This is a genomic window from Paenibacillus sp. NPDC093718, from assembly GCF_050279985.1.
Lineage (GTDB): Bacteria > Bacillota > Bacilli > Paenibacillales > Paenibacillaceae > Paenibacillus_AQ.
The window spans coordinates 231,338-243,981 of record NZ_JBNNUS010000008.1; the positions used below are offsets into that span (position 1 = coordinate 231,338).

Genomic DNA, 12,644 nt, shown 5'->3' on the forward strand with positions numbered 1-12,644 from the left:
TGATACCATAATAGAATTTAGAAGATTCATAGATTCAACACGCTTAAACGATATGGATACCACGGAGGTTGCGATATGAAGCTAGTGTCATGGAACGTCAACGGATTGCGGGCCTGCGTAACGAAGGGCTTTATGGATTATTTTCAGCAGGTGGATGCCGATATATTTTGCGTGCAGGAAACGAAGCTGCAAGCAGGGCAGATCGAGCTCGATTTAGGGCCGGAATATCAACAATATTGGAACTATGCGGAGAAGAAGGGGTACTCGGGAACGGCGGTATTTACGAAAATCGCCCCATTGTCCGTACGCTATGGTCTGGAGGAGGACAGCGAGCCGGAGGGCAGAGTGATCACGCTGGAGTTTGAGGACTTCTATCTCGTGAACGTATATACGCCGAATGCGAAGCGCGACCTGAGCAGGCTGGATTATCGGCTGGAGTGGGAGGAGCGGTTTCGTGCTTACTTGCTTCAGCTTGACGAACGTAAACCCGTGATCGTATGCGGCGACTTGAATGTGGCGCATCAGGAAATCGACCTGAAAAATGCCAAGTCTAATCATGGCAATTCCGGCTTCACCCTGGAGGAGCGCGGCAAAATGACCGATCTGCTGGCAGCGGGCTTTATTGATTCCTTCCGTCACTTCTACCCGGACCGTACGGACGTATACAGCTGGTGGTCGTATATGGCCAAGGTAAGGGAGCGGAATATCGGCTGGCGCATCGATTATTTTCTGGCGTCTGCTCGTTTAACCGAGAAGCTGAAGGATGCCGAGATCGACTGCCATGTGATGGGAAGCGATCATTGTCCGGTGAGTTTGACGCTCAGCGAGTTATTACGTTAAAATACAGATTTTTAAAAAAGCCAACCGAAGAGCAGGGGACTGGATAACAGCCTCGCCTACGCCGGTTGGCTTTTATATTGAAAGTAAAAGCTTTCGTTCACCTCACCCAATCTGATGCTTCAGCTTGTCCAGAAAGATCGAGGCCGGCTTCGACAGATGGTGCGTTCCGGGCTGTACCCACCCGAATGAGGAGGCAGCATGGCCCGGGGGCATCTCCAGCTCCAGCGTTACGATGTTTCCCGAAGGTATGGGAGTGAAGCTGGAGAAGGACAAATCTACCCCCACCGTGACCGCTACATTTTCTTCGACGACCTTCTGTATGACCCTTGTCTGGTTGGTTGAGAAGAGCAGATCCATTTCCCCGTATTGCTCCTCGAATACATCCATCAGTTTGAACAGACTGTCATCCTTGTAGAGAACCAAGGGGTATTTACGCAGTTCTTCCGGCGTGATCGATTGCCGCATGGCAAGTGGAGATTGACGGCTGACCCCCACCACGAATTTGCTCTCCAGCAGCTTGCCGAAGTGAAGGCCGCGGTGCTGATGAATGGTGGAATCATCGACAAAAATCAAACCGATATCCGCATGATTTTGTTTGATATCCTCAATAATATCAAGAGTCGCTTTTTCCGTAATTTCGAGTTGGATATGGGGGAAGTGCTTTTTGAACTGGATAATGGCATCGATGGACAACGTTAAGGGGACCGGAACGGTAGCAATCCGCAAAGATCCGCTCAGCAGGCTGGAATATCCTTCGGCCTCTGATTTCAGCTCCTGAAATTGTTCCAAAATGGCATAGGCTTTCTGGAGAATTCGCTGGCCCTCGGCTGTGGGAACGGCACCAAGCCGCGATCGGGTGAACAAGGAGAAACCGAACTCGGCTTCCAGGCTGGACACCGCTTGGCTGACGGCGGAAAGGGTAACGTTGCAATTCTGGGCTGCTTTGGTTAACGATCCTGTCTTGGCCGTCTCCACGATATATTCCAGTTGTTCAAGATTCATATGACCTCATCCTTAATCTATAGTTAAGTAATATTAATTAAGTTTAAATTTACTTAAATATAACGCAGCGTTACAATGAACACAAGGACATGGACACACAATGTTCAAACAATAACGCTATTATACCCTAGGAGGTCATTGATAATGTCAGAACAACGTGTAGCGGTAATTACCGGCGGAGCGAGCGGAATCGGTCGTCAGGTCTCCCTTAAATTTGCAAGAAAAGGCGATCGTGTCGTCGTTGCCGATTATAATGAGGCTGCCGGTCAAGAGACGGTGGACATGATCAAAAAAGAAGGCGGCGAAGCCACTTTCGTTCAAGTCGATGTTTCCAAACAAGAAAGCGTCGAGGCGCTTGTAGATAAAGCGGTTGAGCTTTACGGCCGCATCGATGTCATGCACAACAATGCGGGTATTGGCGGGGCTGGACCGGTTCTCGAACAAAATATGGATCTCTATCATCGCACCATTAACGTGAATCAGCACGGGGTTGCTTACGGTATTATTGCGGCAGGCAGAAAGATGAAAGAGCTCGGTATTAAAGGCGTTATCATCAATACAGCATCCGTATTCGGCTTCCTGGCTTCACCGGGAACATTTGCATACCACGCTACAAAAGGCGCCGTCATCATGATGAGCAAATCCGCTGCGCTTGAACTGGCGCCATACGGCATTCGCGTCGTTGCCGTTGCTCCTGGAGCAGTGGATACACCGATTATCCAAGGCTATAAAGATTCAGGAATGCTGGATTCCATGAGAGCCAAAGTCATGGGCGGTGAATTAACACAGCCTGAAGTTGTTGCGGATACCGTGTATCTCGTGTCTCTAGATGAAGCTGCTGCGATTACAGGCAGCGTGGTCATGGCTGACCAAGGCTATGCTTCATTCAAATAATCCGTTCGGTATTTAATGGCAACGTATATAGAGCATTAAACATACAGAACCTCTCTTTGGAAGGAATGCAGGCTTAAGCCTTCATAACTACGAAGGGAGGTTTTCTTGGTTTTCCTGTCAAAAGATTTCCTCTCTCCACAAAAAACAGGTAAAATAGAAAGGAAATTTAAAAGACCATACATATGGTGTCAGAAGACGAGTACTGGAAGAGAGGTATATAAATATGATCATTAAACCTAGAACACGCGGATTTATTTGCACAACGTCCCATCCTGTAGGCTGCGAAGCCCAGGTGCAGGAGCAGATTGATTATGTGTTAAAACAGCCTGGCATCGAGGGGCCGCGCAATGTGCTGGTTATCGGCGCTTCCACCGGGTACGGCCTGTCGGCCAGAATTGCTGCCGCATTCGGCTCCAGAGCAAATACTGTAGGTGTGTATCGTCCCAGCCAGGCAACCGAGAAGCGGACTGCTTCGGCAGGCTGGTATAATTCGGTCGCATTCGAGAAGGCAGCGGAGGCTGCAGGCTTAAAATCGTTCAGCGTGACAGGAGATGCCTTCACGCAAGAGACCAAAGCCAAGACGGTTGAGCTTATCCGCAAAGAGCTGGGACAGGTTGATCTCGTGGTGTACAGTGTTGCTTCGGCGCGCCGTACGCTGCCTGAGACGGGTGAGACGGTCAGCTCCGTATTAAAGCCGATCGGACCGGCCTATACCAACAAGACGGTAAATTTCCATACGGGTGAAGTGACAGAGGTAACGATTGAGCCGGCCACGGAAGAGGAAGTGAAGAACACCGTAGAGGTGATGGGCGGCGACGATTGGGAATTATGGATGAATGAGCTGGCGGAAGGCGGCGTCTTGGCTCCTGATGTGACCACGATTGCGTTCTCCTACATCGGCTCCGAGATTACCAAAGCCATCTACCGGGACGGATCCATTGGACAAGCCAAGGATCATCTGGAGGCAACCGCGCTGAAATTGAACGAGAAGCTTGCTGCCGGAGGCGGGCGAGCTTATGTAACGGTCAGCAAAGCGTTAGTGACCCAATCCAGCTCGGCGATCCCGGTCGTTCCGCTGTACGTATCGGCGCTATACAAAGTCATGAAGGAGAAGGGGCTGCACGAGGGCTGCATCGAGCAGATCTATCGTCTATTCTCCGATCGTCTCTATAGAGGGCAAGAAACGCCGGTGGATGAGAAGGGGCGCATCCGTATCGACGATTGGGAACTTCGTGATGACGTGCAAGCCGAGGTGGCCGAATTGTGGAGCAAGGTGACAAGCGAAAATATTGAAGAACTGACTGACCTTGCCGGTTACCGCCGGGAGTTCTTCCAGCTGTTCGGCTTTGAAACCGATGGCGTGGATTACGATGCGGATGTTAATCCTGTGGTCGACAATCCGAAAGCCATTTAACGAGTAAAGCGAGTCCCAGACATGACCGGGGCTCGCTTTTTTAAATCACCAAGGAGTTAAGGTTGAATATACGCATCCGTAGCGTACCATTTCCCGGATTTTAGCCGCAGATTTAATCGGACAGGTTCCTTGAGTCCGAAATCATGATTCTCATATTGTTGCGTGACAAATGTGTTTGATAAGCCCCTGATTCATTCAGGTTAAAGGTATGTAGATTTGGGCTTTAGAGGCATGTACCGAGGTTCTCAGTTCAAGGCTGTAGAGCGCCGGGTTTGGCGTGAGGCCACGTTGTTTCAACTGCTGGATAACATAGGCATAGGACTGGTCGGTATCCTCCCGGTCGGAATGTCCTTCATGGGTGTACATTGCATATTCCTTTGTTGGCAAAGTTAAAGCTACCATCCGCTCCGGCGTATCACCGATCGTCATTACCTCGATTCCGGCTACATAGTGATAGATCTGCTGCCGGTTCAAAACAGCTGCAATATATAAGGGATTCGATGTTTTCTTGCGGATATATGGAATTTCCTCCATGCGATCCTGGAGTTCCTTCCAGAGCTTTGGCTTGAGGGTTTGGGACATATAATAGGCCGTAAACGGAAGCTTCATCTCCAGGCCGACGATCATGGTCTGCGGTTTGATTATCCGCTGAATGGATTCATTCGTCTGCGCGGATCGTTCTCTCTTTTGCCGCGATGTCAGAATGGAGTAACCGCCGTTTTTCCCCTCATTGGCGTACAATGGAACACCTAGACGAGACAGTTCATGAAGATAGCGGAGCATCGTACGGTATGAAACCGCGAATTCTTCGGCTAACTCGCCGACGGTGAAGTTTTGCCGTTCATACACCCGCTGCATGACCTTAAGGATCCGTTCGGTTTTGGGCATGATTTCGCTCCTGTGATTTTTTATAATGTGACAGTTTCTGGCATAGTTCAAGTATATAATGAAACCAAATACAGGATAAAGGAGCATTTACTAATGACAATCGATCAACGAAACGAAGCAGCGGTTACGAGTAAGGAAGCTTTTCAGGCGATAGGATTGAAGTGGGAAGGCACATTTGCCGAGGCGGGTGCAGGCGGGATACGCGCAGTGCATCGGTTGATGCAAGAGCGGCTTGCGGAGATACCCCATGCCTTACATACCGATACGTTGCTGGGGCTGTCTTACCACGCAGTTCCCGGGGGTGACGGATTTATCCATTACGCGGTCGTGGAAGTGGAACGGATCAACGAAGTTCCCGACGGGATGGTTACGATATCCGTTCCTGCATTAACCTATGCCACTTGTACTCATCGGAAAGAGCAGCGCATCGATCAGTCCTATAACAATATCTATGCCTGGATTAAAGAACAAGGTTACTCGGAATATAACCCGGATCATTTAACGCATTTCGAAAAATATCCGATGAGTCAGGATCCCTATGCGGATGACCCCGAATTTATCATCATGATTCCCGTTCAGATTGGAGAACCTTTGAAAGAAAATGGATAGGGGGTGCTCACCGCGCGGTGTGGATATGAAGCTCATGTTCATGGTCTTGTAGCGGTGAGCGAAAAAAATTCATCGTTTCAGCGGAAATGTACTACTATGCCTTTCTAACCACAGGAATCCATAACTCGTTCTTATACTCGTCCGGAGGAAGATAGCATTCGATGGCAGGAAGCGGCCCGAGATCATAAGTTTGGGATGGTATCCACTCCGTATAAAGGCGTTTCCACATCTCCGCAATGCCGCTCGGATCTCCTTCCAGCTCGAAGACGGCCCAAGTGGCGGCAGGGAAATGTCGCTGTACCATCGGTTCCTGAGGCGTGTCCTTGGATACGACGGACATGATGTAGTCAAAATGCTCATTCTTCCCGTAGTCACCGTCTGCACAAACACCCAGTATTCCCCGGATCGGATGGTCCTGCACACGATAGTTCCATAGTTTCTCGAAAATGCTCTTCTCCTGAGCCTCCTTCCAGAGGCGGGGAACGTCTTCATAGGCACGCTGCGTGCTTACCTGCTCCTTGAAACCGACAACGGAAAACTCCTTCATTTCTTCGATTCTGTAATTCATTTCGGCAGCTCCTCGTATTGAGAATTGAAAGGAGATGCGGGGATAGGCCTTCAGTTTGGTACCCGCCTGGCGTGCGGCCGTCGGCGTTGTGCCATGCATGTTCTGGAACGCACGCGCGAACGCCTCCGGGGAATCATAACCATATTTAAGTGCCAGATCAATTACTTTGATATCGCTGTTTTGCAACTCGTAAGCAGCCAGTGTCAGCCGGCGTCTCCGTATGTATTCGGACAGCGATACATCCGTAATGAACGGAAACATGCGTTGAAAATGATAAACGGAGCAGCATGCAATCTGAGCAGCTTCAGCGTAATCGATCTCCTCGGTTATGTGCGCTTCTATATAGCCTATGGCCTCATTCATCCGCTTTACCCAATCCATCGGTCATCATCCTTTCTAAGATCAATATATAAGAAGCTGCACTTGATAGGCCTAGCCGTTGCTGAACGGATTCCGCTAGCCCGGTTATCTAAGTCAAACCATCATTCCAACGCAGGTACTAGACAAAAAAACACAGCTTAGCCGTTTGGCGAAAACGGATTCGGATGTCCATACTTTACGAGCACATGCCACAGCTGTTTGAGATGCTGGAAGGTTTCATCAAATGTTCCCCAATCGCTCCATTCGCTTGAATCATGGTGCAGTTGAGCAGCCGCTTTGCCGATAATGGCTGCATCCAGCATGCCCAGCGAGCCTCCAAACCGTTGATCGATCCGCTTAGCGAGCGGCGGCATGGCCGGTCCCCGAAAATCATCCGGAACATCCCGTACCGCAAGGCAGAAGCCGGGATGCCAGGACAAGGTGAGGTCATACCGTTCACATAAAGCATGAAGCAAATGTCCGATTGGGGTGTTCCTATAGGAAGGATCGGCTACCAGGGCCTCCACATCGCTGGACAAGTCGATGACGCCATGGATCTGCGCTTCAATATAATCATCCAAGGAACGACCGACAGGCCCGGAAGAACCGGTATACGATGAAGGCAGATGAAGAAGCCGATCCAGCATGGATGGAATGTCCACATTCGGGGAACCCAGGGCCGAGCCAGTGGATTCAACTTGCTGCAAGAGTGCAGCGAGAATGGAATCCCACTGACGGAGCGTGCCTACAAACTCAGGACCTGCATGACTGTCTCCGAACGTAAAGGTACAGCGGTTCAATACGTTAGGGGACAGCACCAACAAACAGGAGCCGAAGCGGGGCGATGCACCATCGGCATAATTCATAAGATTAAGTGCTCCGTATTTCGGCCGCTCGTCGTTACGCACACCGGGCTGCTGGTAGGCTCCGCCAAACAGGAGCCGTTCCCATTGGTCGCGGTCACCGCCCGGATAAGCGGTCTTGCTTCCATTCGTCACGCTCGTGATGAACTGGTTATGATATATGCCTTCTGCCAAGAGGGATTCGATGACAGGGTGCCCGGTGGGCCGTATCCGATCCGGATGGAAATTCAACGTGACGCGGGCAAATTTTTCAATATGGGTTAACAGTGAGCCGATCGTTACGGAATCTTTTCCATGCTTCCGCAAGATGTGCTCCGTCATTTTCAAGGCGACCCTTCGCTGGCCCGCCGCTGTTGATTCGACATGAAGAATCGCTTGTTGCTGCGCTTCAGATAACCGTCCGCTCATAAGTGGATTTCCTCCATACTCTCCATACTAAACAACGATCGCATTGATCCTCATCATTTCTAGCCCACGGGCTGAGATTCCTCTATTGCTGCTGCAAATGAACGTGTTTTAGCACTTAACGGGATGGATTTATTGGGAAGGGGGACTAACAAAGATTGCTGCTGACCAGCCATCATGCTTTAATGAAACTAACATGAATGGATATAAGAGATGGAGGTATTACATATGCAGCCTAATTTCAGCATTCAGGATAAAATTGCAATCGTGACGGGGGCCAGCAAGGGCATCGGTTATGGACTAGCCCAAGTGCTGGCAGGGGCCAAGGTTGCCGTCATGGCACGAAGCAAGGACCTGCTCCATCCATTGGTCGAGGAAATCGCTCAGGCAGGAGGTCAGGCCAAGGCCTATGAGCTGGACGTCCGGAATGTGGAGCAGATCCGAGCCGTATTTGGTCAGGTAGCCAAGGATTTCGGCCGGCTCGATATCGTGGTTAATAACGCGGGTCTGGGAGAGGGGATGCTGGCGGAAGACATCACGGAGGATTATTGGGATTAGATGATGGACGTAAATTTGAAGGGCGTATTTTTTTGCTGTCAGGCCGCTGGCCGTATCATGCTGGAGCAGGGGTTCGGAAAAATCATTAACGTCAGCTCCCAGGTGAGTGTCGTTGGGATTACGGAAGGGGCAGCCTATTGCGCCTCCAAAGGCGGCGTGAATCAGCTGACGAAGGCGCTGGCGCTGGAGTGGTCCAGCCGTGGCGTGAACATTAATGCCGTCGGTCCTACGTTCATCCATACGCCGGGAACAGCCGAGCGTTTGGACTCCCCTGATTTTCGCGACGGCGTCCTGGCACGGATCCCGGCAGGGCGGATCGGCAACATAGGCGATGTGGCTGGAGCTGTTATTTATCTCGCCTCCCCGGCATCTGATCTCGTTACAGGCACTTTGCTGCTTGTGGATGGCGGCTGGACGGCACAATAAAGCTGCGTTGGTGTAGATGTAACCCATGATTTTTAACTGGAGGATACAGAAATGGAATTTCGAACGACAATAGTGCTAGGCAGTAAGACGGCAACAGGGTTTCAGGTACCGGATGAAGTGGTGGAAGGCCTCGGTTCCGGCAAAAAACCCCCAGTTACGGTCACCATCGGCAAGCATACCTATCGCAGTACCATCGCCCCTATGGGAGGCGTATTCATGCTGCCGCTTAGCGCAGAGAACCGGCAAGCAGCGGGAGTTGCGGCGGGTGACGAAGTGACCGTTCAGATTGAGCTTGATACCGAGCCGCGCGAGATCACGGTACCCGATGATTTTTCCGCGACTCTGGATCAAAACCCGGTGGCACGACAATACTTCGATGGTTTGTCCTACAGTAATAAACGCCGCTTGGTGCTGTCGATCGAGGGGGCCAAGACGATAGAAACCCGTCAGCGGCGAATCGAAAAGACCATCACGATGCTGAACGAGGGACGCTCACAGTAGAGAATCGCCGAATGAATGGGGTATACCATCGTGGTCGAGAAGTCGGATCAATATACGTTCCAGTTTGCACTCGAGGGTCCTGCTTCATAGAGATATTGTGATTAATACCCTTCGGTAATAGAAGAACCCGGTCTTGCTATAGGCAAGTTACCGGGTTCTTTGACGATTGTAGGAGCTGGGTTATTTTAACGGAACCTGCTTGGACAATGCTTCAAATTGCTGCAGGTGAGGATTTACTTTGCTTTGAATGCTCTTGAAATAACGGAGCGCGGCGTCAATCTTACGCTGTTCAGCCGCCGAATTAGCCGGGAAGATCGAATAACTATGGTTGACGGAACCGTTCTTGTATTGAGCGCTGAACATCGTTCCGGTGGCCCAGTTTTTTTTCATGTTTTGATTGGTGCCCATAACCACGAGCAGTTCCTTGCCTTTCTTATAGGTAAAGCTGTAGTCGGGATCCGCGACCGCATGAATGACATCGTATCCGCTTTGGAAGACGCCTGCTTGGAATGTCCCTTGCTGGATCTGATTCCATCGAACGGACCCGTCAGGCGATGTCACCTTATGCGTCAGGATGCCTTCGCCATCCATTTTGTCGTTGTTCCAGCGGCCGATGTATACCACCTTATGCGATTCACCGTCTTCTTGGTATTCGTTAATGTATTTACCGTTTCCGGTGCGCTTCCCGTTAATGAATTCGCCGGAATATTGTTTGCCATTTCCCCACTTGATCGTACCGCGACCATTGGGCTGGCCGTGGGCTGCTTCACCGTAATAGGATGTCCGTTCGGAGATCTGTATCCATTCCTTGGCGGAGGCCGCATCGACGGAACCCGGCAGCGAGGCTAATGAAGAGGCCATAAGCGAAGCTGAAAGTGTTAAGGTTACTGATAATGCCGTTATTTTTTTCATGAACATGTAGGCTCCTTTGTTGATATGGTTCTATTATACACTTCGCTGGTTACTTCTTCATTACTCTATACGTCCTATATAATGAAGCGGAAGAGGATGGTGACTTGAATGATTGGGCCTACTCGGATATGGTTGAATTTTTGGATATACATGATAACGGGAGGGAACAGGATATGACACATGAAGAAAACGCCGCAGGCTGGGACGCAATTGATGAGCAGCTATTGAAGCTGTACGGGGAGCAGGAGCCGAAACATTACGGAGCCCTAATTCCTTATGCTCTTGGAGGACCCGATCCGCTGAATGGAATCAGCGCTTATACGTCGAATGCCCCTTTTCCCCATTGGCATATGGTCACTTATGGCTTTAGCGAGCTGTATGACAAGGAGTCGGACAATTTGGAGGAGAGCGGTTACGGATTCGAATTGACGTTCAGGCTAGCTAAGCGGGAGGGCGAGGAAGAGCCGCCGGCGTGGGCGCTAAATCTGCTTCAGAACATGGGGAGATACGTGTTTAACAGCGGGAATGTTTTTCGTTCGGGGGATTATTTGGATGCCAATGGGCCGATCTGCCTGGGAGCCGATACGCAATTGACCGCGCTCGCCTTCACCCTGGATCCCGAGCTGCCGGGGATGGATACGCCGAATGGTCGGGTAGAATTTCTGCAAATGGTTGGCATCACACGTGAAGAGCTCGAGGCGATGCAGACATGGAATACGCTTGGCGTATTACAAGCTTGTGCGGAGTATATGCCGCAGTACATAACGGATCTGGATCGGGATTCGCTGCTGAAGGTGCCTTCGATTTCGGAAGCCGTTGATCGGGGGAGAAAACAAGAGGGCTCGAACACCGGATTTCTCTACGTGAGCCAGCTGGCTTTTGAACCGGGGAAGAAGGGCTGGTTAAGTAAAACTCCGGCTACATTACAAATAGGCGCCAAGCAGGCCGAAATTATCGGGAAGCTGCTGCAGGGCCGAATTTTGAAAGATAAGAAACTGAGCCTTGTAGGCTCGGACGTTCGGGTCGTATTTGAGCCGGGGGAAGAGAGTCGCTGGACTGCAGAGGATGGAGATGTTACCCTGGTTTTGGACGATCGGACCGCGGGTGAATTTTCAAGACGACTGCTGCCGCAGGTCAGCACCTTCGAGCTTTCTGGCTTGCAAGGAATTCGGATTGAAGTCCTGAAGACGGAAATCAAGGATCAAGAAGGAAATGTTGTACAAGTTATCGGATAGCACGGTGGAGATTAAGAATAACACAGATAGAAACAATTTCCTGTCCATATAAAATAGTTTACAATTTGAGTGATGTCTATATACTTATACTTTAAAGCGGTACATAAACATCATGCTACAGGAAATGGTTCTGACAAAGGGAGGATTACATTGAAAGCATCTATTAAAGTAGGGATCGTAGGTTATGGAAATTTGGGCAAGGGCGTACAGAAAGCCATCGGGCAAAATCCGGATCTGGAGCTGGTGGCCATCTTCACGCGCAGAGACCCGCAGCAAATGCCGGCCAATTCCGGTGCTCGCTTCGAGCATATATCAGCGGCAGAGCAATATATCGGCAAGATTGACGTTATGATTCTGTGCGGCGGTTCGGCTACGGATTTGCCTGAGCAAACACCACAGCTTGCCAGCATGTTCAATACGGTAGACAGCTTTGACACACACGCGAAAATCCCTGAGTTTTTCGAGGAAGTCAACAAAGCGGCGATGGGCGGAGGCCATGTCAGCGTCATTTCGACAGGCTGGGATCCGGGCTTGTTCTCCATGAATCGTCTGCTTGCCGAAGCGATTTTGCCGGAAGGAAAGGATTATACCTTCTGGGGCAAAGGCGTGAGCCAAGGCCACTCGGATGCCATCCGTCGTGTTCCCGGGGTGAAGGCAGGCGTTCAATACACGGTTCCAGTAGAAGAGGTTATCAACCAAATCCGTTCTGGTGAAACACCGGAGCTTGCCACACGCGAGAAGCACCGGAGAGATTGCTTCGTCGTAGCGGAAGAAGGCGCGGACCAAGAGCAAATCCGTCAAACGATTGTGTCGATGCCTAACTATTTTTCCGATTACGATACAACCGTAACTTTCATTACGCAAGAAGAGCTTGAGGCTGAACATGCAGGTATGCCTCACGGCGGATTTGTCATTCGCAGCGGCGTGACCGGAAGCGGAAATAAACAAATTGTTGAATTTGGCCTGAAGCTCGACAGCAACCCGGAATTTACGGCCAGTGTGCTGGTATCTTATGCAAGAGCTGCCCATCGTTTGAGCAGAGAGGGACAGCAAGGCGCCAAGACGGTGTTTGATATCCCGCTGGGATACTTATCTCCAAAATCGGCTGAAGAGCTCCGCAGCGAGCTTCTATAAGCTGTAAGAAGCCCTGCCGCATATGCGGCAGGGCT

The 12,644-nt window shown here is 50.5% G+C and carries 12 protein-coding genes and 1 pseudogene; 8 read left to right on the top strand and 5 right to left on the bottom strand.

Features of this window, described 5'->3' with window-relative positions; translation table 11 throughout:
• Positions 1–75 precede the first annotated feature (75 nt).
• Positions 76–840 carry an exodeoxyribonuclease III gene (locus tag ACQKPA_RS23835; RefSeq protein ID WP_427494974.1) on the top strand — a complete coding sequence of 255 codons (765 nt, stop codon included), beginning with the start codon at positions 76–78 and terminating at the stop codon, positions 838–840.
• Between the two features lie 102 nt (positions 841–942).
• Here the strand turns inward: ACQKPA_RS23835 and ACQKPA_RS23840 are convergent, their stop codons facing one another.
• Entirely contained in the window at positions 943–1,842 is a 900-nt protein-coding gene (locus ACQKPA_RS23840; RefSeq protein ID WP_427494975.1) for a LysR family transcriptional regulator, read from the bottom strand.
• A 144-nt stretch (positions 1,843–1,986) separates the two neighbouring features.
• Here ACQKPA_RS23840 and ACQKPA_RS23845 point away from each other — a divergent pair, with 144 nt between their 5' ends.
• Complete coding sequence (locus tag ACQKPA_RS23845; protein WP_076324406.1) at positions 1,987–2,736, top strand: SDR family NAD(P)-dependent oxidoreductase; 750 nt, start codon at positions 1,987–1,989, stop codon at positions 2,734–2,736.
• 223 nt (positions 2,737–2,959) lie between these two features.
• A complete protein-coding gene (gene fabV, locus ACQKPA_RS23850) occupies positions 2,960–4,150 on the top strand; it encodes an enoyl-ACP reductase FabV (RefSeq protein WP_427494977.1) in 1,191 nt (396 codons plus the stop codon).
• 195 nt (positions 4,151–4,345) lie between these two features.
• Here the strand turns inward: fabV and ACQKPA_RS23855 are convergent, their stop codons facing one another.
• Positions 4,346–5,038 (bottom strand): effector binding domain-containing protein, encoded by a 693-nt coding sequence (locus ACQKPA_RS23855; protein ID WP_427494978.1) that lies wholly within the window; start codon positions 5,036–5,038, stop codon positions 4,346–4,348.
• Between the two features lie 93 nt (positions 5,039–5,131).
• Here ACQKPA_RS23855 and ACQKPA_RS23860 point away from each other — a divergent pair, with 93 nt between their 5' ends.
• Complete coding sequence (locus tag ACQKPA_RS23860) at positions 5,132–5,647, top strand: GyrI-like domain-containing protein (protein ID WP_427494979.1); 516 nt, start codon at positions 5,132–5,134, stop codon at positions 5,645–5,647.
• A 94-nt stretch (positions 5,648–5,741) separates the two neighbouring features.
• Here ACQKPA_RS23860 and ACQKPA_RS23865 read toward each other — a convergent pair whose 3' ends face one another.
• On the bottom strand, positions 5,742–6,596 hold the full coding sequence (locus tag ACQKPA_RS23865; protein WP_427494980.1) for an AraC family transcriptional regulator: 855 nt from the start codon (positions 6,594–6,596) through the stop codon (positions 5,742–5,744).
• A gap of 137 nt (positions 6,597–6,733) precedes the next feature.
• Positions 6,734–7,846 (bottom strand): DUF3626 domain-containing protein, encoded by a 1,113-nt coding sequence (locus ACQKPA_RS23870; protein WP_427494981.1) that lies wholly within the window; start codon positions 7,844–7,846, stop codon positions 6,734–6,736.
• Positions 7,847–8,071: 225 nt separating this feature from the next.
• Here ACQKPA_RS23870 and ACQKPA_RS23875 point away from each other — a divergent pair.
• Together ACQKPA_RS23875 and ACQKPA_RS23880 are read left to right on the top strand one after the other, a co-directional pair.
• A pseudogene (locus ACQKPA_RS23875) lies at positions 8,072–8,827 on the top strand (SDR family NAD(P)-dependent oxidoreductase).
• A 51-nt stretch (positions 8,828–8,878) separates the two neighbouring features.
• Entirely contained in the window at positions 8,879–9,328 is a 450-nt protein-coding gene (locus tag ACQKPA_RS23880; RefSeq protein ID WP_427494982.1) for a YdeI/OmpD-associated family protein, read from the top strand.
• 180 nt (positions 9,329–9,508) lie between these two features.
• On the opposite strand, the gene ACQKPA_RS23885 is transcribed toward ACQKPA_RS23880, so the two are convergent.
• On the bottom strand, positions 9,509–10,240 hold the full coding sequence (locus ACQKPA_RS23885; RefSeq protein WP_427494983.1) for a hypothetical protein: 732 nt from the start codon (positions 10,238–10,240) through the stop codon (positions 9,509–9,511).
• 173 nt (positions 10,241–10,413) lie between these two features.
• Here ACQKPA_RS23885 and ACQKPA_RS23890 point away from each other — a divergent pair, with 173 nt between their 5' ends.
• On the top strand, positions 10,414–11,475 hold the full coding sequence (locus ACQKPA_RS23890) for a suppressor of fused domain protein (RefSeq protein ID WP_427494984.1): 1,062 nt from the start codon (positions 10,414–10,416) through the stop codon (positions 11,473–11,475).
• A gap of 150 nt (positions 11,476–11,625) precedes the next feature.
• Positions 11,626–12,609, top strand: a complete 984-nt coding sequence (locus ACQKPA_RS23895; protein ID WP_194544235.1) for a diaminopimelate dehydrogenase — start codon at positions 11,626–11,628, stop codon at positions 12,607–12,609.
• Positions 12,610–12,644 lie beyond the last annotated feature (35 nt).

Coding starts and splice junctions, on each gene's coding strand:
- ACQKPA_RS23840 (WP_427494975.1), bottom strand. CDS start 1,842: ATGAATCTTGAACAACTGGAATATATCGTGGAGACGGCCAAGACAGGA.
- ACQKPA_RS23845 (WP_076324406.1), top strand. CDS start 1,987: ATGTCAGAACAACGTGTAGCGGTAATTACCGGCGGAGCGAGCGGAATC.
- fabV (WP_427494977.1), top strand. CDS start 2,960: ATGATCATTAAACCTAGAACACGCGGATTTATTTGCACAACGTCCCAT.
- ACQKPA_RS23835 (WP_427494974.1), top strand. CDS start 76: ATGAAGCTAGTGTCATGGAACGTCAACGGATTGCGGGCCTGCGTAACG.
- ACQKPA_RS23890 (WP_427494984.1), top strand. CDS start 10,414: ATGACACATGAAGAAAACGCCGCAGGCTGGGACGCAATTGATGAGCAG.
- ACQKPA_RS23865 (WP_427494980.1), bottom strand. CDS start 6,596: ATGGATTGGGTAAAGCGGATGAATGAGGCCATAGGCTATATAGAAGCG.
- ACQKPA_RS23855 (WP_427494978.1), bottom strand. CDS start 5,038: ATGCCCAAAACCGAACGGATCCTTAAGGTCATGCAGCGGGTGTATGAA.
- ACQKPA_RS23880 (WP_427494982.1), top strand. CDS start 8,879: ATGGAATTTCGAACGACAATAGTGCTAGGCAGTAAGACGGCAACAGGG.
- ACQKPA_RS23860 (WP_427494979.1), top strand. CDS start 5,132: ATGACAATCGATCAACGAAACGAAGCAGCGGTTACGAGTAAGGAAGCT.
- ACQKPA_RS23870 (WP_427494981.1), bottom strand. CDS start 7,846: ATGAGCGGACGGTTATCTGAAGCGCAGCAACAAGCGATTCTTCATGTC.
- ACQKPA_RS23885 (WP_427494983.1), bottom strand. CDS start 10,240: ATGAAAAAAATAACGGCATTATCAGTAACCTTAACACTTTCAGCTTCG.